The sequence below is a fragment of the Acinetobacter sp. YH16051 genome (genome assembly GCF_013417135.1).
Lineage (GTDB): Bacteria > Pseudomonadota > Gammaproteobacteria > Pseudomonadales > Moraxellaceae > Acinetobacter > Acinetobacter towneri.
This window is the reverse complement of record NZ_VPEN01000010.1, coordinates 55,441-78,393: the sequence shown is the minus strand read 5'-3', so window position 1 is coordinate 78,393 and position 22,953 is coordinate 55,441. Positions and strand designations below refer to the sequence as shown.

The 22,953-nt window shown below is 42.8% G+C and carries 22 protein-coding genes and 1 riboswitch; of the genes, 9 read left to right on the top strand and 13 right to left on the bottom strand.

From position 1 onward, the window contains the following. Positions 1–3: 3 nt before the first annotated feature. From FTV41_RS09900 to FTV41_RS09875, 6 genes are all read right to left on the bottom strand, one after another. Positions 4–1,197, bottom strand: coding sequence for a heme biosynthesis protein HemY (locus FTV41_RS09900; RefSeq protein ID WP_179996499.1), 1,194 nt, complete (start codon positions 1,195–1,197; stop codon positions 4–6). Then, positions 1,198–2,034, bottom strand: a complete 837-nt coding sequence (locus FTV41_RS09895) for a hypothetical protein (protein ID WP_179996498.1) — start codon at positions 2,032–2,034, stop codon at positions 1,198–1,200. Next, positions 2,031–2,810: a uroporphyrinogen-III synthase gene (locus tag FTV41_RS09890; RefSeq protein WP_004975746.1), complete on the bottom strand. Its 780-nt coding sequence runs from the start codon at positions 2,808–2,810 to the stop codon at positions 2,031–2,033. The genes FTV41_RS09895 and FTV41_RS09890 overlap by 4 nt, the downstream gene beginning before the upstream one ends. A 21-nt stretch (positions 2,811–2,831) precedes the next feature. Further along, the gene (hemC, locus tag FTV41_RS09885) at positions 2,832–3,752 is read right to left on the bottom strand and encodes a hydroxymethylbilane synthase (RefSeq protein ID WP_179989750.1); all 921 of its coding nucleotides are present in this window, start codon (positions 3,750–3,752) and stop codon (positions 2,832–2,834) included. A 122-nt stretch (positions 3,753–3,874) separates the two neighbouring features. After that, the gene (locus FTV41_RS09880) at positions 3,875–4,615 is read right to left on the bottom strand and encodes a LytTR family DNA-binding domain-containing protein (RefSeq protein ID WP_004975743.1); all 741 of its coding nucleotides are present in this window, start codon (positions 4,613–4,615) and stop codon (positions 3,875–3,877) included. A gap of 70 nt (positions 4,616–4,685) precedes the next feature. Next, positions 4,686–5,840: a sensor histidine kinase gene (locus FTV41_RS09875; RefSeq protein ID WP_179996497.1), complete on the bottom strand. Its 1,155-nt coding sequence runs from the start codon at positions 5,838–5,840 to the stop codon at positions 4,686–4,688. On the opposite strand from FTV41_RS09875, the gene argH reads away from it, so the two are divergent. Together argH and FTV41_RS09865 are read left to right on the top strand one after the other, a co-directional pair. After that, positions 5,831–7,261: an argininosuccinate lyase gene (argH, locus tag FTV41_RS09870; RefSeq protein WP_171458207.1), complete on the top strand. Its 1,431-nt coding sequence runs from the start codon at positions 5,831–5,833 to the stop codon at positions 7,259–7,261. The two genes, FTV41_RS09875 and argH, sit on opposite strands and share 10 nt — an antisense overlap. A gap of 14 nt (positions 7,262–7,275) precedes the next feature. After that, positions 7,276–7,548, top strand: coding sequence for an oxidative damage protection protein (locus FTV41_RS09865; protein ID WP_004975738.1), 273 nt, complete (start codon positions 7,276–7,278; stop codon positions 7,546–7,548). A gap of 527 nt (positions 7,549–8,075) precedes the next feature. Here FTV41_RS09865 and phoU read toward each other — a convergent pair. Together phoU and FTV41_RS09855 are read right to left on the bottom strand one after the other, a co-directional pair. After that, on the bottom strand, positions 8,076–8,798 hold the full coding sequence (gene phoU, locus FTV41_RS09860; protein ID WP_004975736.1) for a phosphate signaling complex protein PhoU: 723 nt from the start codon (positions 8,796–8,798) through the stop codon (positions 8,076–8,078). A gap of 450 nt (positions 8,799–9,248) precedes the next feature. Beyond that, on the bottom strand, positions 9,249–10,586 hold the full coding sequence (locus tag FTV41_RS09855) for a TolC family outer membrane protein (protein WP_104852922.1): 1,338 nt from the start codon (positions 10,584–10,586) through the stop codon (positions 9,249–9,251). Between the two features lie 432 nt (positions 10,587–11,018). On the opposite strand from FTV41_RS09855, the gene FTV41_RS09850 reads away from it, so the two are divergent. From FTV41_RS09850 to FTV41_RS09820, 7 genes are all read left to right on the top strand, one after another. Beyond that, entirely contained in the window at positions 11,019–12,083 is a 1,065-nt protein-coding gene (locus FTV41_RS09850; RefSeq protein WP_154321140.1) for a hypothetical protein, read from the top strand. A gap of 99 nt (positions 12,084–12,182) precedes the next feature. Next, positions 12,183–12,330, top strand: a riboswitch (TPP riboswitch). 102 nt (positions 12,331–12,432) lie between these two features. After that, complete coding sequence (gene thiC / locus FTV41_RS09845; RefSeq protein WP_179988993.1) at positions 12,433–14,328, top strand: phosphomethylpyrimidine synthase ThiC; 1,896 nt, start codon at positions 12,433–12,435, stop codon at positions 14,326–14,328. Between the two features lie 77 nt (positions 14,329–14,405). Further along, positions 14,406–15,026 carry an NUDIX domain-containing protein gene (locus FTV41_RS09840; RefSeq protein WP_004975729.1) on the top strand — a complete coding sequence of 207 codons (621 nt, stop codon included), beginning with the start codon at positions 14,406–14,408 and terminating at the stop codon, positions 15,024–15,026. Positions 15,027–15,036: 10 nt separating this feature from the next. Continuing rightward, positions 15,037–15,843 carry a 3',5'-cyclic-AMP phosphodiesterase gene (gene cpdA, locus FTV41_RS09835; protein ID WP_004975727.1) on the top strand — a complete coding sequence of 269 codons (807 nt, stop codon included), beginning with the start codon at positions 15,037–15,039 and terminating at the stop codon, positions 15,841–15,843. Positions 15,844–16,055: 212 nt separating this feature from the next. After that, positions 16,056–16,583: an RNA polymerase-binding protein DksA gene (gene dksA / locus FTV41_RS09830; RefSeq protein WP_004975725.1), complete on the top strand. Its 528-nt coding sequence runs from the start codon at positions 16,056–16,058 to the stop codon at positions 16,581–16,583. A gap of 2 nt (positions 16,584–16,585) precedes the next feature. After that, positions 16,586–17,515 carry a tRNA glutamyl-Q(34) synthetase GluQRS gene (gene gluQRS / locus FTV41_RS09825; RefSeq protein ID WP_004975723.1) on the top strand — a complete coding sequence of 310 codons (930 nt, stop codon included), beginning with the start codon at positions 16,586–16,588 and terminating at the stop codon, positions 17,513–17,515. A gap of 52 nt (positions 17,516–17,567) precedes the next feature. Beyond that, positions 17,568–17,807 (top strand): zinc-ribbon domain-containing protein, encoded by a 240-nt coding sequence (locus FTV41_RS09820; RefSeq protein ID WP_104852920.1) that lies wholly within the window; start codon positions 17,568–17,570, stop codon positions 17,805–17,807. An 11-nt stretch (positions 17,808–17,818) separates the two neighbouring features. Here the strand turns inward: FTV41_RS09820 and ftsW are convergent, their stop codons facing one another. The 5 genes from ftsW to FTV41_RS09795 all read right to left on the bottom strand — a co-directional run bounded on the left by ftsW (position 17,819) and on the right by FTV41_RS09795 (position 22,950). Continuing rightward, the gene (gene ftsW, locus FTV41_RS09815) at positions 17,819–19,015 is read right to left on the bottom strand and encodes a putative lipid II flippase FtsW (RefSeq protein ID WP_179996496.1); all 1,197 of its coding nucleotides are present in this window, start codon (positions 19,013–19,015) and stop codon (positions 17,819–17,821) included. A 19-nt stretch (positions 19,016–19,034) separates the two neighbouring features. After that, on the bottom strand, positions 19,035–20,381 hold the full coding sequence (gene murD, locus FTV41_RS09810) for a UDP-N-acetylmuramoyl-L-alanine--D-glutamate ligase (RefSeq protein WP_104853279.1): 1,347 nt from the start codon (positions 20,379–20,381) through the stop codon (positions 19,035–19,037). Positions 20,382–20,552: 171 nt separating this feature from the next. Next, the gene (locus FTV41_RS09805; RefSeq protein ID WP_154321146.1) at positions 20,553–20,804 is read right to left on the bottom strand and encodes a DUF6587 family protein; all 252 of its coding nucleotides are present in this window, start codon (positions 20,802–20,804) and stop codon (positions 20,553–20,555) included. A gap of 32 nt (positions 20,805–20,836) precedes the next feature. Next, complete coding sequence (locus FTV41_RS09800; protein ID WP_179996495.1) at positions 20,837–22,693, bottom strand: ferrous iron transporter B; 1,857 nt, start codon at positions 22,691–22,693, stop codon at positions 20,837–20,839. Then, positions 22,690–22,950 (bottom strand): FeoA family protein, encoded by a 261-nt coding sequence (locus FTV41_RS09795; protein ID WP_004975713.1) that lies wholly within the window; start codon positions 22,948–22,950, stop codon positions 22,690–22,692. The genes FTV41_RS09800 and FTV41_RS09795 overlap by 4 nt, the downstream gene beginning before the upstream one ends. Between the last annotated feature and the right edge of the window lie 3 nt (positions 22,951–22,953).

Genomic DNA, 22,953 nt, shown 5'->3' with positions numbered 1-22,953 from the left:
CCCTTAAATTTTAATTTCGACAAAATTAGAATTATTTTCAAAGATTAAATTTAACTGTTTTAATAATTCAGGCTGATCTTTTAAATTAGATTTAACTCTTAAATAACTCATTAATACGTGTTCAGGATATAAATCCAGTAATTGCTCGGCTTCTGAATAACGCGCTGTTGCTGTAAAAATATGCCATTTGGCAAAACTAAATACAGGTAATGCAGGGTATTTCTGTTCCCACAGATTTATTTGCTTTTCAATTTTGGCATAATCAGGTTGTTGTTTTAACAACTGCTGTTGGAACCATAAATAAAACACTTCCTGATTAAACTGTTCACTCAACATCTGTACCGCAAGACGTTCATGTTGTGCGGCCAAATCAGGCAGACGCGACAATAACTTCAACCACAACACCTGAATGGCATAAGACTGACTGAAAATCTGCTCACTTAAATCACTATAACGCTGCTGCAAAGCCTGTAAATTTTCTGCATCAGCCTGCTCAAATTGGGTTAATAACTCAGTCAGCCACTTTTGCTTGGTGTCTGCATCTAAATGCCCGTATTTGGTCGAACGTAAATAATGCCAAGGATATTGCGTGGCAAATTCGCCCCACAAGGCAATTAAACGTTTTTGATAAGCCGTTTTGACTTTAAATAACCACGGCGATAATTCGTGCTGATTCAAAAACTCTAAATGCGTCAAAGCTTGTTCAGGTTGTTGCTGCGCTAAATAAATTTCAATACGCTGTATTTCTGCCAACTCAAACGCCATGGCACTGCTTTGATTTAAGGCAGCCAACGCTTGCGGATATTGCTGTTGGATGGAGTGCATACGTGCTTCCATCACTCCTTTGAGCAAACCTGACTGGGCAAACACCTGTCGAATAAACTGGTATTGATCTTCTGCAGCATCTAGCAACCAAATGACCGCCAATTGCTCATATGGATGCAGATTTTTAAAGTTAAATACTGTTTCAACCTTACGCTGTTCACGGCTAAAATAGCGCTTTAACAACAACCATAAAATTTGTAGCGAAACACTAATCGACAAGAAAAAGAACAACAACAACCAAATATTGGTTTGCAATTGCCATTCGCGCCAATACACATAAACATAGCCTGAACCATGCCCATAACTCAGTACGCTCAGCAAAGCGACCAGTACAATACTGACCACCACATAGGCGAGTAAAATCTGTTTCATTTATACCGCCCCCAATAAAGCACGTGTTTTTAAACTTGGCGTTGGAACGATATTTAAATTTTTAATTTTTTCTAATTGCTGAACCAATTGCTGTGCTTTCTGATCAGGCAATTGTTGTAATAACTGAATAATGTCATTCACTTCTTGTTGATATTGCACATATTGACCTTGTATAAAGATTTGTCGAGCCAGCAATAGACGCAATTGTGCTTCTTTTAAAATAATCTGGCGCTGCATCAACTGTGTCGCAGGTTGCTTGGCAGATTCAATACTCAGCCATTTTTGCCAAAAAAAACGATCATCGACATCGGCAGGGTTCAGCTCAGGCTGTTGAGCTTGCTGTTTTAATTGTTGATCTAACTGTTGCAACAACTGACTTACTTGTTGATATTGCGCATCACGTGTTGTTATGAATTGTTGAATTTGTTTCTGATCTTGCTGAATGACTTGGTGCAAACTTTGTTTCAAAGCAGGGGCTAAAGCATATTCGTTCAACTCACGATCTAAATTTGCCAGTTTTTCAGTCGCATAGTGAAACTGTTGTTGTTGTAAGGAAAATTCCACCAAGTCCAATTGCTGCGCCACCATATCTACTGGTTGAATCGCATCTTCTTGCTGCACAGCGCTGGATACTGCGGACTGTTCTGGCGCATCTTGGGTATAATTACGGCGCTGCAAAGCCACCAACTGATCATTTAAATTGGCATTGGTTTTTTCTGCAAGATGCAAACTTTGACTGAGTTGCTGTTGTTGCGCTGAAATTTGCATCACATCAAAACTTAATTTGACGATCCAGACCAAAGCGATCAACACCACTATCACAACCAGTTTTTTCATAGTTTTCCTTGCATGCGCATCATTTGCTGCAATATTAATTCTGTTTTTAAATGGGTCAACTTGAATACGTTATATTTTGTATGATGCTGCGTTTGATAATCGAGCAAAATTTTCTCTAAACGATCACCCAATACCCAATAATGACCTTTGTTCAGTAGATCGAAATCCCGCTGAATTAAGCTTAGCCAGTTTAACCAACTGGCTTCACTGCTGATCATCATGATAAATTCTGAAGATTGTATTAAACGTGCGCGTACTGCCTGCATTTTTTCAATAGAACTGGCAGGACACTCCCGCCGATACAATACAAAATTATGGATCTGCATCCCCTGATCAAGCAGTGTTTGCATCATAAATTGCCGTCCGCCCTCGCCACGCCAAAAGGCAATGTGTGTGCCGACTTTCAAATTTTGCAAACACGGCAAACTCAGCATCCCTTCGGAAGTTTCAACCTGCGGGACTTCGCTGTAAAGACCATATCCACGTAAAACTTCTGCTGTTTTCTCACCCACAGCCACCCAACGTATATGCTGCAAATCCTGCAATGATATTTGGCTTCGGGCTAAATATTGCATCCCAATATCGACAGCAGTCGGACTAACCACCACAATAATATGCGTGTGAGGCAACTGGGCATATAAATTAGCCAGTTGCTCCGACCACGGCTGTGCAGAAAGCTGCAACAAGGGCAAATCAATGACCTCAATATGCTGTTGTTGCAAAGCCTGAGTTAAGGCCTCTGCACGATCTTGAGGTCGGGTATTAATGAAGAGCATGGGCTTCTGGTGCAATATGAATTATTGATACAGGGCTTTGAGTAATTCGCCCGCACCCTGTGCCAATAAAGCTTTTGCCAATTCTTCACCTAGCATTTCAGCCTGTTCAGGTGCGCCATATTGCACAGCTTTAAGAATGGTTTGCCCATCGACACTACCAACACGACCTTCAATCTGCAACTGACCATTCTGCAAAGTTGCGTAGCCTGCAATTGGCACCTGACAACCGCCTTCCAAGTAGGCATTAAAAGCACGTTCGGCACGTACACAGACATTGGTTTCGGCATGCATTAACGGCAAAATTAAATCCAACACCGCCTGATCTTGGCTACGACATTCCAGACCCAAAGCCCCTTGCCCAACGGCAGGTAAGCTCACATCAGGCTGAATGGTATGACGAATACGCTCTGCCAAGCCCAAACGCTTTAATCCTGCACTGGCTAAAATAATCGCGTCATACTGACCATCATCTAGCTTAGACAAGCGCGTACCCACATTGCCACGTAAATCTATAATTTCTATATCTGGGCGCGCTTTCAAAATTTGGCATTTACGGCGCAAGCTTGAAGTTCCAACTTTAGCGCCCTGTGGTAAATCTGCAAAACTGGCATAGTGATTCGATACAAAGGCATCAAGCGGGTCTTCACGCTCACAAATGACCGCCAAGCTCAAACCTTCAGGCAATGCCATGGGTACATCTTTCATAGAGTGTACGGCTAAATCGGCACGACCATCCATTAAGGCGGCTTCTAATTCTTTGACAAATAAGCCCTTCCCCCCAATTTTTGCCAATGGGGTATCTAAAATTTTATCGCCCTGCGTGACAAAGGTCACCAACTCAACAGTTAAATCGGCATGCATCGCCTCTAAGCGGGCACGAATGTGTTCAGCCTGCCATAACGCAAGCGGGCTTTGTCGAGTTGCAATTTTCAGGGTTTTCATCATAGTGGCTAAGCAAGATAAATAAGTTCATCTAAACTTAACCTGATCCCCTAAAAATGCAAGTCTATTTCTTTACCGATTTATCAATCTGTTGCGTATTCATCTGCGATGATGCTGACAAATTAGAGTTTTTGGATGCGTTCTCGCAATAAAGGCAAATGTCGTCGGCTAACAGCCAAACGCTCATCTAGCTCACGGCAACGTACCTGATACTGTCCTGAATTGACCACTTCTAGCCCCTCCAAAAACTGAATCGAGACCAAGGCATTTCGGTGAATCCGAATAAACTGATCACCAAACTCGGTTTCTAAATCTTTCAGCGTTTCATCAATCAGGACACTGCCATTTTTATGACGCACAGTGACATATTTCTGATCGGCTAAAAAATAGTAGATATTTTCTATTGGCACCAATTCTACACCGCGATAGGTTTTCGCCGCGATTTGGTGACGTTTTATTTTTAATTCGTCCATATTTTCTTTTTGTTTTAAATGACTCATCTGCGCTTGCGTGAGTTTTGTTAAATGATCTAAAACCTGTTGCAATTCCTGTTGCATAATAGGTTTTAACAAATAGCCTTCCGCATTGGACTTAAATGCCTCGAGTGCATGTTCATCGTAGGCGGTACAAAACACAATGGCTGGCATTGGGTCAAGCTCACGCAAATGTTGAGCGCAACTTAAACCATCCATTCCCGGCATTTGAATATCTAATAATATGACATCCGGCTGATGTTCATCTGCCAGTTCAATCGCCTGTTGCCCATGAGCTGCCGTTGCCACCACATGATGCCCCAATTGAGTGACCAAACGTGATAATCGCTCTCTTGCCAGAGGCTCATCATCACAAATTAGGATGTCCATTTCCCCTCCTTTTCAGTTGAATACTTTATTTTTATCAAGTTAAGAAAAATCAGAACAATCACAAGTTTTTTTATTTATAGCGATATTGCAACACCGTCGTGTACATACCATTCCCCGCATAACTTTGAAAAGCGACACTGCGCCCATAATAAGCCTGTAAACGCTGTTTCACGTTTTGTAGCGCGATACCGTGTCCTTGTCTTAAATTTATTTTATCGCTGACATACGGATTTGTAATGACAATATTGACTTGGTTTTGCAATATTTCGATCAATATACTTATCGTACTCTTTGCTAAAACTTTTTCAACTCCATGAAAAATACTATTTTCTAACAAGGGTTGTAAAGTTAATAAGGGTATTTGTACCTGACTGAGCAGTTGCGGTTGTTCAATTTTCCATTCCACGGTCAGACGCTCGCCTAAACGAATTTGTTCTATGTCTAAATATCGCTGGCAAAGTTCGATCTCATCTTTCAGGCTAACCAGTTTTAATTCTTGCAAACTGGCACGAAATAAACGCGACAAATTGAGCAACATTTGCTCGGCTTTATCGGGATCTATGGCAATGAGACTAATCACATTATTTAAGCTGTTAAACAAAAAGTGTGGATGAATACGGGCCTGCATAGCATGCACCCGCGCTTGCAATTCGCTATGCCGCTGCTGAATAGCTTGTTCTCGGACATAGATATAACGAAAGCAAAACGCACCCAATAGCACGCCATAACTCAAATGCAGTCCGACACCTTGTAACAGATCATCTATACCAAACTGCTGTAGATGAAAGTTTTGCCCAAAATGCAACAAGGTATTTAAACTGAGCGTGGTCAGCAACACGATGCCTTGCAGCAGCAAAAAACTGACCAAAAAAGATAAACTCAAGCCCATGCGTAAAAAACGCGCATGAAAAAACTCCACCAAGGCCGCAAAACACAACACCACCCAATTGATATAGAGTACGTATTGCAGCACCCGAGCAAAACTTAAGCCGTGCCAACCTTGTGCTTCAGCCAGTGCCAAAACCATTGCCAAGGCATTACTGCCAATAAATAATTCAATTAGATATTGCCAACGTCCTATTTTCGTAAAAAAATACAGCTCATGTTGTTCTGCCTGCGTATCAGCATAAGTTTGATTGGCTTGTTCTTCGGCAAGTGAATCTGAATTTGTTATACTCTTGTCCAAATCACCGCTTTTTACTTTATTGAGCCGATATGACCACATCTTCTAATTCCTCAAATCCGTCACAAGCCCAAACTTCGGGTATGTGGGGCGGTCGTTTCTCTGAAGCGACTGATGCTTTTGTTGCTGAATTTACAGCATCTGTTCAATTTGACCAACGCTTTTATAAACAAGATATTGCTGGCTCAATTGCGCATGCAACGATGCTTGCCAAAGTAGGCGTACTTACGACTGAAGAGCGTGACGATATTATTCAAGGTTTAAATACCATTCAGGCTGAAATTGAAGCAGGTCAATTTGAATGGCGTATTGACCTTGAAGATGTCCACATGAACATCGAATCACGCCTTACTCAACGTATTGGCATTACAGGTAAAAAATTACATACAGGTCGTAGCCGTAACGACCAGGTGGCAACCGATATTCGTTTGTATGTCCGTGACGAAATTGATGCCATTTTAGAATTATTAAAAAAATTACAACACGGCATTTTAAGCTTGGCAGCCAAAAACACCCACACCATTATGCCTGGTTTTACTCATTTACAAACCGCACAGCCTGTGACTTTTGGTCATCACCTTATGGCATGGTTCGAAATGTTGGTACGTGACTCTGAGCGTTTAATTGACTGCCGCAAACGTGTTAATCGTATGCCTTTGGGTTCTGCCGCTTTGGCAGGTACCACTTACCCAATTGACCGTGCTTTTACCGCAGAATTGTTGGGCTTTGAAGCTGTATCTGAAAACTCGTTAGATGCTGTATCAGACCGTGATTTCGGAATTGAGTTTAACGCTGCTGCATCTTTAATTATGATGCACTTGTCGCGCATGTCTGAAGAACTGATTTTATGGACATCGGCACAGTTCAAATTTGTGAATATTCCAGACCGTTTCTGCACTGGCTCATCCATTATGCCGCAGAAGAAAAACCCAGACGTACCAGAATTGGTGCGCGGTAAAACAGGTCGTGTTTATGGCGATTTAATGAGTCTGTTGACCCTGATGAAAGGTCAACCGCTTGCCTACAACAAAGACAACCAAGAAGACAAAGAACCTTTGTTTGATGCCATTGATACCGTGCGCGGCTCGCTCATGGCATTTGCCGATATGATTCCTGCTTTAGTACCAAACATTGCAGAAATGCGTGAAGCTGCATTACGTGGTTTCTCTACGGCAACTGACCTTGCAGATTACTTAGTAAAAAATGGCGTGGCATTCCGCGATGCACATGAAATTGTAGGTAAAGCCGTAGCATTGGGCGTACAAGAAGGCAAAGACTTGTCTGAACTTAGCCTAGAACAATTACAGCAATTCTCAGATTTAATTCAAGCTGATGTATTTGAAAAAGCACTGACCCTTGAAGCCTCTGTAAATGCACGTGATCATATTGGCGGTACAGCGCCTGCACAAGTTGCAGCGGCAATTGAACGTGCTCAAACACGTCTTGCTCAACTTTATGCATAATCAGGAAGTGAGAGATGTCTAAACAAGTATTTTGTCGTAAATATCAAACCGACATGGAAGCGATGGATTTCGCTCCTTTTCCGGGTGCCAAAGGTCAAGAATTACTTGAAACGGTATCTAAACAGGCTTGGCAGGAATGGCTCAAACACCAAACTACGCTCATTAATGAAAAGCGTTTAAATGTGTTTGAACCTGAAGCGAAAAAGTTTTTGGAAGAACAACGTGAGAAGTTTCTCAACAATGATGCCAGTTTGGAAGTCGCAGAAGGCTTAAAACCTCAAAACTAATCCAAGTACTGTTTTTTCATTTTGGAAAATTCAAACCTTGTTTATTTTACAATTAAAAGAGTCTTTATGAAGGCTCTTTTTTTATGCCATTTGTGATTATGAGTTGCCGCAACAATGTTTTAAATAAATGAAAATAGATTCAAAAAATTAAGCTAATTTCCTATTTTTATTTCTCGATTGAAGCGTATGTTTTATAGTCACAACAAAACACTTAACAATAGATTAATTATTGATTTCAAAAAGAATAGTTTTAAAAATAATCACACTAAAAATAATGTAATTTAAAAATACATTTGTATATAAAACGCTACATTCCACTACAATAAACCACATGATTCTTGAGTGTGATTTTCCTATACTTATTTTCAAGGAGATAAGCAATTATCTCTCACTATAATAAATATCCCCGATTTCAATCTCAGATTTCCCCCAAAGTCTGAGATTTTTTTTATCCAAAATTTCGGCTGTTTCAAGCCATAAAAAAAGCCCCATCATTAGATGAGGCTGAATATTCAAAAAAGCTGAACTTAGCGTTCCTGTACTTTTTCTTCAATTTCTTTGACACTGGTATGACGTACGTCAAAACCTTTGACCATATAAATCACTTGTTCTGAAATATTTCGTGCGTGGTCACCAATACGCTCTAACGAACGTAACACCCACATCACATTAATCACACGTGAAATATGACGCGGATCTTCAATCATATACGTCATTAGAGTACGTGTTGCAGATTGATATTCACGGTCAATATCGGCATCGGCAAGTAAAACACGCAGTGCTTGATCGACATCTAAACGTGCAAAAGCATCCAGTGCATCGTGAATCATGACACGCACTTGGTTACCAATATGACGTGTTTCCATATAGCCGCGTGGCGAACCACCTTCTTCACATAAGTTTTGGGCAATACGGGCAATTTTTGCAGCTTCATCACCAATACGCTCTAAGTCAGTATTGGCTTTAGACATGGCAATCACCATACGCAAATCAATTGCGGCTGGATGACGACGCGCCAAAATCAACGTTAAGGCTTCATCAATTTCGGTTTCCATGCGATTGACAACATTGTCTTGGAACTGAACTTCTACCGCCAAGGCTGCATCGGTATCCAAGAGTGCGTGAATCGAGTTGGCAACCTGCTGCTCTACCAAACCACCCATGGCCATAAATTTGGTATTTACATCCTGCAAATCTTCATTGAACTGAGAAGAAATATGGTGACTTAACACAGGATTATTCGTACTCAAGGAATACACTCCACAACAAAAGGATAGACTGACGCAATGATTGAATATTAAAGCACAGCAATGATGACGTTTTTATGACATTTTCTCACCAAACTCTCAAGTCTGATCGTTTCTGTCTTTAAACAGCATAAGCCATTCAGATGACAAAATGACTTGGGTCTGTTGACATTTCGTCTATGTTTGCGGCAACGCATATTTTTTAGCTGATATAAGGCATGGGACAGGAAATTTAGTCATTCTAAATGACTGACTCATAAAGCAATAGTAGCAAAAATATGCTCGCCCCCTTGCGCAGCAAACAAAGCAACGCTTTGTTCTTGCTCATGTGGCTAAAACTTTCTCAGATTGCGTTATGAAACTTGGCAATAGTCTCGCTATTCCCTGCGTTTCATGCCTGATCTGCTCAGTTTTAGCCTACAGCGCAAGCCATTTATGAAATGTCAACAGACCCTATATGGCTTTCCGAATCAACCAAGCATTCATTTCCTGCACATCTTGTTCAGTCAATTGCCCAACGGCTGCTTTCAACTGTAACACATGCTTCAAATAGTCATACTGTGCATTGAGATAATCCTGCTTGGCAGAAAAGGCGTTACGCTGTGCCAACAGTACATCCACCATGGTTTTTAAACCTTCCTGATATTGCGCTTTGGATGCTCGTGCCACTAAATCTGCTGAATTCATTGCAGCCTGTCGCGCCTGCAATTTGGCTTGATCAGTTTCGACTTGTAAATATGCCTGTTTCACATCGGTATTGGCTTTACGGATTGCTGCATCTAGCTCGGCTTCAGATTTTTGTACCAAAACCACTGCTTTTTGCACATTTTTATTGACCCGCCCACCGCTAAACACATTCCAGTTCATTTCAATCCCGACCTGGTCGAACTGACCATCGGGCGACATGATACTTTCAGGGCTTTGTTTGGCATAACCATAACTGCCCACAGCTTCTACCTGCGGATAACGTGCTGCTTGTTCAACCCGACGTGCATCTTCGGCATATTGTCGCTGCAAACGTGCCTGTTGAATAGCCAAATTTTGAGTTTGTGCCAATTGCGACCATGCCTCTAAACTTTCAGGCACAGGTTTTTGAAATTGAAAGTCATCTCGCAAAACTGCCAAACTTTCTTGATATGGCCCAATCAATTGTGCCAACTGCTCTTGTGCCAAAACCAACTGCACATGTGTTCCAATCCTGTTCGCTCGTGCATTTTGATATTGCGCATTGGCTTCACTGACTTCACTTTTAGCCACCAAACCTTCACGCAGTTTGGCATTCATCATATTGAGCTGTTCCAACAAAGCTTTTTCTTCTTGTAAATATGCTGTTGTTAAAGACTGCTGTCTCAGCACATTAAAATACGCTTCTGATACATTCAAAATATGTTGCTGTTGTTGTAAACGTAAGGTGACTTCACTCAGGCTTAACGAGGTTTTGACTTGTTTCAGGGCTTGCCAAGCATCCCAACGAAATAAAGGCTGACGTGCTGTTAACGCGACTTGACGTGAAGTTGAAGATGAACTGCTTAAAAGCTCTGGCGAGGAACTGGCAATATTGACTCGACTCATTTCCTGACTTTTACGGGTGATATTGCCCGACAGAGTCACAGTTGGCAGTAAATTGCCTTGCGCAAGCCCTAAATTTAATTGATCGGCCTGATATTGTAATTGCTGTGCGCGCCAAGTCGGATCGCTATTTTGAGCACGCTGATAGGCTTGCATTAAATCCAAAGCAAAAGCGCTTGAACTCATCCAACATAAGCATGTCACTAACATCATTTTTTTCATTATTTTTCGATCAACCCACTCTGTAATTTCGTCAATCCTACTGCAATGTATTTTTACACCGCCCATACTAAAGCGAATTTGCATTTTTTTCGTATGACTTTCATTAATTTTGATAATTTTTCATATTATTTCAATTCATTGCAATAATTAAGCAAAGCCATACACGTGCTAACAATCGCTGCATAAAGTGGTACTTACTCACAGGCATGTAACCAAACTCTAGCAGAATACTACAATTTACTCCGTGGCTTTGACTTTACAATGCAAGCTCTCCCCTCGTCCTTCGACCCAAGCTTCTAAAACCGTGTGCCTCACAGCGGATATTTTAAATTTAGAATTTTGGTATGAATGACTCATTTTGAATTTTTGGAATCCATAGTGCCTAAATGAAGGCACTAGATGATGAATGAATACTCATGTTGAATTGCTGTAATGGTTAAATTTCTTCGCGCCAGTAAACTTGCCCTACTGCTTGGCAGTTGTCTGTATTTGCTCGCCTGCCAAAATTCAGATACACCTCCCGTAGCTGAACCACCAAAGGTACAGGCCAGTGCCAGCGAGCCTGTGGATTTGACCCAAATATGTGAAAATATTCAGCACAATATGCAGCAAATTGACAATACCCGCACCACGTTTGCGCTAGAACAAATTAATCAGGATTTAAAAGTCTGCCTACCCTTGCTGCCTTTGAATGAACAATTAAATTTGCTCAATCTTTCGACCCAAATGTATCAACGCTTTTTGCATGTAGAACGCAGCGCTGCAGAACAAGCTGCCTTTGACCAACACGCTTTTGATATGGCACAGCATCCGACCATTCAGCAAAGTCATTTTGAAAACTTTGCCTTGCGTGATCAATATTTATTGAAACATAAGGGACAAGCCTATTTAGAGCTATACGATGCAGGTGAAGCACAGTTGGTTTATCGTCGAAGCCCGCAATACTTAGCCATTATTTTTGCGCCTTACATGCCCGATGCCGAGCAGATTTTTATTGAAAGAATGGCCAATGACAATATGCAGCACAGCCTGCGTGATGGTGGACTCACCCTTGATGCTGCCGATTTGACTGAACGCGCCTTATTTTGGGAAGATTACGTGCAGCGTTATCCTAAAAGTCACTTTATACGGGATGCACGTTATCTAGCCGAAGTGTATGCCTTGCTGCTGTTTAAAGGCACAGTCAACAGTCCTGTTTCTCAGGATTATGTCGATGAATACAGTATCCAACCTGCCGTATTATTTGAAATTAAAAAACTGGCAAAGTTGCAAAAATCTCCCTTAGCACAGCAAGCGCGTAAATTCCTTGCCTTTTTACACATGAGCAGTGAACAACGACTCACTGAAATTGCAGCACAGCCCACTGCACGTGAACAGCGTGAATATGGCGATGATGCTTTAGTACATGCACAGTTGCATCAATATTTAAATTTAAAGAACATCTCCATCCATGCAAAACGCGATTGTTTTAGTGATGCCGTTTGTATTACTCGCTAATTATCCAAAGTCGCTTAAAGCTCAAATACTTGTCATTAGGCATCAAAGAATAAAAGCCGCGCGAAGCCTGCTTTTATACCAACAACGTGCTACTATTTATACAGCTTGACGGAGCGCGAGTAATTCCTCGCTGAGATTGTGTCCATTCTTTGTTGTTTGCCCAAAGGTCTGCAACACAGATTTAAACCCAAGTACCGTTGAACCTGATCAGGTTAAAACCTGCGTAGGAATCAAGCCACCTAAAAACCCCGCCACACGGTTAATGTTGAACTATTAAAGTTTCAACAACTCAATTGCAATGTTTTTGGTCGTGCTTGATTCGTTGATTTCATTCTTCAGGATCATTGCAATGAACCAATTAACGAATCTATCCCCTGCTGACATTTCTGCTCAACACGAGCAAGATGCCAAAGATTTAACCCGCATTTTGCCTGCATCGAAAAAAGTCTATATTCAAGGCTCACGCCCAGACATTCAGGTGCCAATGCGTGAAATTGAACTGACCGACACTCCAACAGGTTTAGGCGGTGAGCACAATCCACCGCTCATGGTGTATGACACTTCAGGTGTATATACCGATCCAAATGTTGAAATTAATCTGAACAAAGGCTTGCCAAACATTCGTGACAGCTGGATTGAAGAACGTCAAGACACTGAAAAACTAGAAACCCTGAGTTCTGCATTTGGTCAAGAACGCTTACGTGACATTCGCACCGCTGAAATTCGTTTTGCGCACATTCAAAAGCCACGTCGTGCCAAAGCGGGCAAAAACGTAACCCAAATGCACTATGCAAAACAAGGCATCATCACCCCAGAAATGGAATATATCGCGATTCGTGAAAACCAGCGTCAGCGAGAAGGGGTTGATATGCGTCAGCACCCAGGTCAAAACTTCGGGGCTAAAAACTTAACTGAAATCACGCCAGAATTTGTACGTCAGGAAGTGGCTGAAGGCCGTGCAATTATCCCTGCAAACATTAACCACCCAGAATGTGAGCCAATGATTATTGGTCGCAACTTCTTGGTCAAAATCAATGCCAATATTGGTAACTCGGCACTGGGTTCAAGTATTGATGAAGAAGTCGCAAAAATGACTTGGGCAACCCGTTGGGGTGCAGACACCATCATGGACTTATCGACAGGTAAGAACATCCATGAAACCCGTGAATGGATTATCCGTAACTCACCTGTGCCAATTGGTACTGTTCCTATTTATCAAGCCTTAGAAAAAGTAAATGGCATTGCCGAAGACCTGACTTGGGAAATTTTTAAAGACACCCTGATTGAACAAGCAGAGCAAGGCGTGGATTACTTCACCATTCACGCAGGGGTGTTATTGCGTTATGTACCCCTCACAGCTAACCGCTTAACAGGCATTGTGTCACGTGGTGGTTCAATCATGGCACAGTGGTGTTTGGCACACCACGAAGAAAACTTCCTGTACACACATTTTGATGAAATCTGCGAAATCATGAAGGCTTATGACGTATCGTTCAGCTTGGGTGATGGTTTACGTCCAGGGTGTATTCAAGATGCCAACGATGAAGCACAGTTCAGCGAGCTGCGTACTTTGGGCGAATTGACCCACCGTGCTTGGGAACATGATGTGCAAGTGATGATTGAAGGCCCAGGACACGTGCCAATGCACATGGTCAAAGAAAATATGGACTTGCAACTTGAGGTCTGTAAAGAAGCACCATTCTATACACTTGGCCCATTAACCACTGATATTGCTCCAGGCTACGACCACATTACCTCTGCCATTGGTGCAGCAATGATTGGCTGGTACGGTACAGCAATGCTGTGCTATGTGACACCAAAAGAGCATTTGGGCTTACCAAACAAAAAAGACGTCAAAGACGGCATCATCACCTATAAAATTGCAGCACATGCGGCTGACCTTGCCAAAGGACATCCGGGCGCGCAAGCACGTGACAATGCCTTATCTAAAGCACGTTTTGAATTCCGCTGGGAAGATCAGTTTAACCTGAGCCTTGACCCAGATACCGCACGCAGCATGCATGATGAAACCATGCCAAAAGAAGCGCATAAATCTGCACACTTCTGTTCAATGTGCGGACCGAAGTTCTGCTCCATGAAAATCACGCAAAATGTGAGAGATTATGCACAAAATCAAAATGCTGCGAACAAAACAGAGCAAGTAGATGCAGAGGTAGAATCAGGTCTCAAAGCCATGAAAACCGCTTATCAGGAACATGGTCAAAAATTGTACCATAAGCTATAAATTGTTTAAAAAGCGTTTGTATTCAATCAAATCTCAGTTAGGATGAAATTATGCTTTGCTCATCCTGATGAGAATTTATGAAGATTATTCAACAAGCAACTTATGGACAACACGATGCACAGATTCACCAACGTGAATACCTGTATCGTGGTTTTATTCAGGTTGAAAAAGTCAGCCTGAGCCATCGCTTGTTTAATCAAACTACATATACCCCAGTCCTTCAGCGTGAACTCATTCAACGCCCTGAAGCGGCTGGGGTACTCATTTATGATGCACCACAACAAAAATTTGCCCTGATTGAACAATTCCGTATTGGTGCAATTGATGATTGCGACTCGCCTTGGCAACTCGAAGTGATTGCAGGCGTGCTAGATGGCAATGAATCACCTGAAAGTTGCATTCGTCGTGAAGCTTTGGAAGAATCGGGCTGTGAATTAAAAGAATTACAACATTTATTCAGTTTTTATCCATCTGCGGGTGCATGCGCAGAATTGTTCCACTTATATAGTGCGAGCACCACGTTACCACAGGAAGGTGGCGTGTTTGGTATGCCAGATGAAGGAGAGAATATTCAATTACACATTCTTGATTATCAGGAAATTCCAAACTTGCTGACCAATGGTCGGCTAAAAAACGCACCTGTCATCATGGCATTGCAATGGTTACAACAACAAATTAAAACCGTGAAGGATGTCTAAGGGGTCAGGCATGACTTTATTCTCAAACAATCACCAGCAACGCTGGACAATTGTACAAATTTCAGATACGCACCTCATGAATCAGGAAGATTTAGAGTTTGTGCACATGAATCCTGAACGCAGCTTTCACGCGGTAATGCACGATATTCAACAGCAATATCCGCAGCTCGATGCTATTTTCCATACAGGCGATTTAGCACAAATCCCTGTTGCTGAAACCTATCAGCGTTATTTGCAGTTTATGCAGACTTTGAATACGCCGCATTTCCAGATTCCTGGCAATCATGATGATGCCGCAGTTTTCCCATTCCATTTACAGTCCAATCAAGTTCATGCAATTGAGTTGGGCAATTGGAGTGTCATTTTACTGAATACTGCGGTTAAAGGTCGGATTGATGGCTGGATGGACGCAGCACAATTACAGCAGTTAGATCAGCTTTTACAGCAACATGCGCAGCAGCAGGTGATTATTGCCTGTCATCACCATCCTTTTGATATGCAATCGCACTGGATAGATCAGCACAAACTTAAAAATACCGAAGCCTTAATTGATGTATTGGCACGCCACAACAATGTCAAATTGGTGCTGTGTGGGCATGTGCATCAAGACTCATTAAATGAATGGCAAGGGATTCAATTTTACTCTACACCTTCGACCTGCGTGCAATTTAAACCACATAGCCAGCACTTTGCGCTTGGGCCTGAGGCACCGGGTTACCGTGTGTTACATTTGAATGCAGATGGCAGTTTTAGCACCCAAGTGCATCGGGTTGAGCATGTCACACAACAAATAAATTTTGAAATTTCAGGTTATTAACTTTCCATTTTATTTTTTTTGCTTTACTTTATGCCTTCAACGAAAAAATGCGATAACACATCCAAACATCAAAGACTATCCATAATCAAAAAAAGTCTATATGATGACGTCCCCCGAAGAGAGAATTCTTTCTGAGGGAGTGGATAAAAACACTTGCATATCACCATATTTTTCGCGTATGAATCTTACGCATATGATGAGGAATGCCCTACATGGCGAATGACAACCAAAATCAAGTCTTGGACGAACAAACAGATCTTGTAGAAGAAAAAGCTACAAAACGCGTGCGTAAGGCAAAGCCAAAGGCTTTAGAGGGTGGTTCTACAGCTAGCTTATTTGGTATTGCACCTTATCAGCCGAAAAAGAATGAAGAATACATGTCTGAAGGACAACTCGAACATTTCCGTCAAATTTTAATGGCGTGGAAAGAAGAGTTAATGTCAGAAGTAGATCGTACACTCAACACCATGCAAGACGAAAATACCGCTTTGCCTGATGTGAATGACCGCGCGACACAAGAAGAAGAATTTGCGATTGAATTACGTACCCGTGACCGTGAACGTAAATTGATTCGTAAAATTGAACAATCCATTGAAGCGATTAAAAACGATGACTATGGTTTCTGTGAAACTTGTGGTATCGAAATTGGTCTGCGTCGTTTAGAAGCACGCCCAACGGCAACGTTATGTATTGACTGCAAAACTTTGGCAGAGATCAAAGAGAAGCAAAATAACGGTTAATTGTGACTGTTGAAAATTCTTTAGCGGAGCATGCTCCCCATGCGCAGCAGCGAGATCATATTTCGCTGACGCGCTACTCAGGTCGGTTTGCGCCATCGCCAACCGGCCCTTTGCATTTTGGCTCTCTCATTACTGCCGTTGCCAGTTATTGCGATGCCAAAGCCCAGCACGGCACTTGGCTGGTACGTATTGAAGATACTGACATCCCACGCATTTACCCTGGCAGTGAAAATCATATCTTGCGTTGTATTGATGCCTTTCAATTTGAGCCGGATGCCGAAATTATTTTCCAGAAAGATCGCCTCGATCTCTATGCAGCCGTGTTGCAACAATTGCAGCAACGCGACTTGGTCTATGCCTGTCAATGCACCCGCAAAATGCTTGGCTCCAATCATATTTATGCAGGGACTTGCCGCAATTTAGGTTTAGATTTTGCCAATCAAGCGATTCGAGTCAAAGTCACAGACCAAGAGATTTGCTTTCAAGACCGCCTGCAAGACAAACAATGTTCCAACCTTGCGCAGGACTTGGGCGATTTTGTCCTAAAACGGCGTGATGGCATTATCAATTATCAACTGGCAGTGGTGGTGGATGATTATTTGCAAGGCATTACCCATGTGGTTCGCGGCGCAGATTTACTCGACAACACCGCACGGCAAATCTATTTGGGGCAACTGTTAGGCTACCCTAAACTCAGCTACACGCACCTGCCTTTAGCCATGAATGCACAAGGGCAAAAACTGTCTAAACAGAACTTGGCACAAGCTTTAGATTTAGCCCAAGCACCGAAGCTGCTACAAGCCGCTTTAACTGCCTTAAATCAAGCCACTGTCGAATTAGACACCCCTGCACGCATGCTTACGCAAGCCATTCAGCAATGGGATCTTTCACGTATTCCTGCAGGCACAGCTTTACACGGCTATTATTTATAAAATTTAAAATTCAGTTATGCTCAAATTGAAATGGATCATTTGAGGTTGTGTCATGTTTTTTATTTTTGGTGTTGGACCGAAAACCAAAGTGGTCGAGAAAAGTCAATTTAGCTGCCCCGTTTGCCGCACTCGCAGTAGCTATGAACTCAGACAGCAACGACAATATTTTTCCTTATTTTTTATTCCCTTGTTTCCTATGTCTAAACAAAAAAATACTACAGTCAAGTGCTTACACTGCGGAACAGTCATGCCAAGCATGGTCTTGCACCATGCTCAGCCAGAAGCGAAATAAAAGGATAAATTCTAGAAGCTGGATTCTTCACGGCTAGGGTTAATCTCATGCGTGCTGGCTTCAATTTTCAGAATCAAACTCACCATCACTGCACACATAATTAACGATGAACCACCATAACTAATAAAAGGTAGAGTCAAACCTTTGGTAGGCAACATACCCATATTCATGCCTGCATTCACCATAATCTGTAATAAGAAGATAATGCTGATGCCATAAGCCAAATATCCTGCACGTAAGTACTGGTTTTTCAGGGCGCGATGACCAATTTTAATGCAGGCAATCAGCATCGCAAAAGACAAGCTCAACACCACAAAAATGCCTAAAAAGCCAAACTCTTCACCTAAGACAGCCAACATAAAGTCTGTGTGCGCTTCTGGTAAATAGGACATTTTCTGAATACTGTGCCCTAAACCTACACCAACCCACTCACCACGACCAAATGCCATTAAAGCGTTAGATAACTGATAGCCAACACCCAAAGGGTCATTCCACGGGTTTGAGAACGACATTAAGCGTTCAAAGCGATACGGCTCGAACACCACTAAAAACACAAAGGCGGCAATAATTGCCCCGAAGGCAATCCCGAACTGAATTAACGGTGCACCTGCCAAAAAGAAGACGCCCAGCATGGTCAAGGCAATCACCACAGTAGCCCCTAAATCTGGCTCTGCAATCACCAAACCTACCGTGACTGCCATAATCACTGCAAGACGAATCAGACCTTTAATGTTATTACGCACTTCTTCGGCACGGCGCACCACATAGTCAGCGGTAAAAATGGCCATCATCACTTTAGCGACTTCGGAAGCTTGCAGGGTAAAACCTGCGACCCGAATCCAGCGTTTAGAACCATTGACTTCAGTACCCACCAGCAACACTGCAGCCAACAAGGCAATGGTCACAATCCACAGAAAGAAGGTGTTGTTAAACCAGGTATTCAGCGGCACTCTATAGGCAATCACGGCAGCGATTAATGCCACCACAATAGAAATGCCATGACGCAATACATAGTGAAAGGCATTTTCATGCATGCGCTCGGCATAAGGCATAGAAGCCGATGCCACCATGATTGAACCAATACATAACAGCGCCAGTACGCTAAAAATCAGTACATTGCGTACATTCACTTCCGCTGGCAGTTTGGGTAACCAGCGCTCATAGACCTGATTGAGTTTATTGATTGTTGTCTGAGCAAAGCCAGCCATATCTCACACCTTATTGTTGTTATACCAGTGCGTTGACATAAGCAACGAACTTGTGACCACGTTCTGGATAGCCCGAGAACATATCAAAACTTGCACATGCAGGTGACAATAACACCACATCATGCGCTTGTGTATGTTGTTGGCAGATTTCAACTGCTTGTTGCAAGGTATCTGCAGTTAAGAGTTGGGTTGTTCCCGCAACTGCTGTTTCAATTTTCGTAGCATCCTCACCAATCAACACTGCCAGTTTGGCATATTGTTGCAATGATTGGCGTAGCGCAGTGAAGTCCTGCCCTTTGCCTTGCCCACCTAAAATAATCGCAACCTTACCGCCTTGTGCCTGAATTGCTGCACCCAAGCCATCTAAAGCTGCCAAAGTTGCACCGATGTTGGTTCCTTTGGAGTCATTATAATAACGCACCCCATGTAATTCTTTGACGAATTCACAACGATGCTCCAAACCTTTAAAGGTTTTCAGCGTTTCCAGCATGCTGTGCATAGATAAACCAATGGCTTCACCCAATGCCAAACACGCTAATGCATTAGCAATATTGTGTGTGCCTTGAATATACATCTCGGTGCTTTTTAATAAACGCTCACGCCCACGTGCCAACCACATGCTGCCATCATCATCTTTTAATAAGCCGTATTGGTTTAGGTCAGGCGCATTTAAGCCAAAACTTTGCATAGGAGTCTGATCTGGCACCAACGGACGACTCAAAGCATCATCACGGTTAAACACCACTTTTTTCACACCCTGAAAAATACGATGTTTGGCGGTGTGATAACCGAACATATCGCCATGACGGTCTAAATGGTCTTCACTCATGTTCAGCACTACCGCCACTTCTGCATTTAAATTCGAGGTGGTTTCTAGCTGAAAACTGGAGAGTTCTAAAATATACAGTTCAGGATCATCTTTAATCAAATCCAGCGCAGGGCGTCCCAAATTTCCACCTACCGCGACTTTTTTACCTGCCTGCTCTGCCATTAAACCAATCAGTGTGGTAACGGTACTTTTCGCATTAGACCCTGTAATTGCCACAATAGGTTTGTCGGTCGCACGACGTAAAATCTGAATTTCACTCACCACAGGAATGCCCTGCGCCATCGCAGCCTGAATTTCAGGGAGTTTTGGATCTAAACCTGGGCTAATCACAATTTCTTCCGCAGACAGCAATAAATCCTGATCAAACTGACCAAAACGGGTTTCTACTTCGGCAGGAATTTGGTCATGCCCTGGAGGTGTGGGGCGAGAATCTGTCACAGCAACGCGGTAACCCTGATGATGTAAAAAATTAACGGCTGCAACACCAGAAATACCAAGTCCTGCAACGACTTTTAATCCACCACGTTGTATTAACATTTTTGCCCCATTTTGTGCGCTAATTTTGAAACAGACAAAATAGTAGCACTTTGCTGTTTTGAATGCTTTTTCTGTTTGCAGTTCCTGCAGTTTTTTTGTGTCAGTGCGTAAAAAAACCGTCATATTGCAGACGGTTTTTAAAAAGAATATTGCTAAAGTGAATAAACAAGCCTATTTCCACTTCACCGCTTGAACTTCAACTTGCTTTTCTGCGGGTTGATCTTGAGAATCACAACCACAACTGCCGCCACAGCCTGCCGCGGCTGCAGGTTTTAGCCATTTGGCCAAGCCATGCCAGCCTTTTTCAGTACAGAAATTGGAGAGTTTTAGAAAAACTGCGCCAGAAGTCTTGGGAAAGACTTTTTTAAAGACTACTACAGCACTCCACAGTACCAATGCAGCAACAATTAAAATTTCAACCATGTTCATCTACTCCTGTAGGTCAGGCATGTGCCTTAACCCAACAAATACGATGCCGTTTGATAAGTCAGGAATGACATGAAATAAGCCAAACCAAATAGATAGCAGGTCATAATACTGACCGTACGCCATGATCCTGTTTCGCGTTTTACCGTTGCTAAAGTTGCCAAACAATGCGGTGCATAAATAAACCACACCAATAACGATAAACCCGTTGCCAATGACCAGCCCAGTTCACCACCACCACTAATTAAAGCAGCCAAACCTTGGGACATGGCATCTTCATCCACTGCAGATAAGGCATAGACTGTGCCTAATGCAGCCACCACCACTTCACGCGCTGCCATCGCAGGAATCAAGGCAATCACGATCTGCCAGTTAAAGCCCACAGGAGCAAAAATTGGCTGTAATACATGCCCCAGCATCCCTGCAAAACTATAGTCAATTGCAGGCATGGTCGCGCCTTCAGGCGGCTGCGGGAACGTACACAAGAACCACAATAAAATCGACAGTGCAAAAATAATGCCACCGACACGCTTTAAGAAAATTTTGGCGCGATCTAGCAAACCAATCCAAACACTTTTTAGGTCTGGAAAACGGTAACTTGGTAGTTCCATCAACAAGACATGCTCAGATTTATCTTTTTGCAAAAATTTAAGCACAAAAGATACGCCCAAGGCACTCACAATGCCTGCCATATACAGACCGAACAAGACCAGACCTTGTAAATTAAACATGCCCCATACAGTTTGATTGGGAATGAATGCTGCGATGAGTAAGGCATATACAGGCAAGCGCGCAGAACAAGTCATTAACGGCGCAACCATAATCGTGGTTAAACGATCACGTGGGTCAGCAATACTACGTGTTGCCATAATGCCCGGCACTGCACAGGCAAAACTAGACAGCAATGGAATAAAGGCACGACCACTCAAACCTGCGCTAAACATCAGCTTATCGAGCAAGAATGCGGCACGTGGCAAATAACCCGATTCCTCTAAAATTAAAATAAACAGGAACAGAATTAAAATTTGCGGCAAGAACACCACCACACCGCCTGCGCCCGCAATAATGCCATCCACAATCAAGCTGTTCAGCAAGGGATGGCTAATGTTTTCGCCAATCACTTCACCTAGCCAGCCAAATAAACTTTCGATGCCATCCATAAACGGTGCAGCCCAAGCAAATACCGCTTGGAAGACAACAAACATCATCACCGCAAGGCTGACTAAACCGAATACAGGATGTAAAAAAATTTTATCGAGGAAGTCGGAGCGTTTGTCTTCTTGATCTACAAAGTGCACCACATCATGCAAAATGGTTTGAACCCGTTGATGCTGACTGCCTGTTAAGCCTGTCAATTCTGTCTGCGGAACAGCAAATTTGCCCTGATCTAAGGCATGCATTAAGTTTTGAATACCTGAATCACGCACTGCCACGGTTTCCACCACAGGTACACCCAAACGCTCAGACAATTTTTGCGTGTTGATTTGCATGCCACGACGACGCGCCTCATCCATCATGTTGAGTACCAACAAAATCGGACGACCCAGTGCAATCATTTCCAAAACCAAGCCCAAATGCAATTTCAGGTTGGTGGCATCCACGACACAAAGAAAGGCATCTTGCTGACCTTCTTCGGCTATTTTGCCTTGTACCACATCTCGAGTAATGGCTTCGTCGGGACTGGTGGCTTCTAAACTATAAGTTCCGGGCAAATCCAACACCCGCACCGCCTGTCCCGAAGGCAAGGTGAATTGCCCGACTTTACGCTCTACGGTCACGCCTGCGTAGTTGCCAACTTTTTGACGTGTCCCTGTCAAATGGTTAAATAAAGATGTTTTACCGCAGTTTGGATTCCCTACAAGTGCGATACGTAAGGCATCGCTCATGCGGACACCCCTTGTTCAATTTCAATGCGTTCAGCTTCTACTTTGCGCAAAGCAAAACGGGTAAATCCCACTTGAATCAAGATTGGATCACCACCAAAAATACCTTTGGTAATCACCTGCACCTGCGTACCCGGCACAAAACCCAGTGTTTCTAAGCGGTTTGCCACTAAGTCACTAAGGGATGTTCCACCATCGGCAGTACGTAATACCTGACGGATGATGGCTGTTTGTTTTGCTTTAAGTTCTGACAAACGCACCGT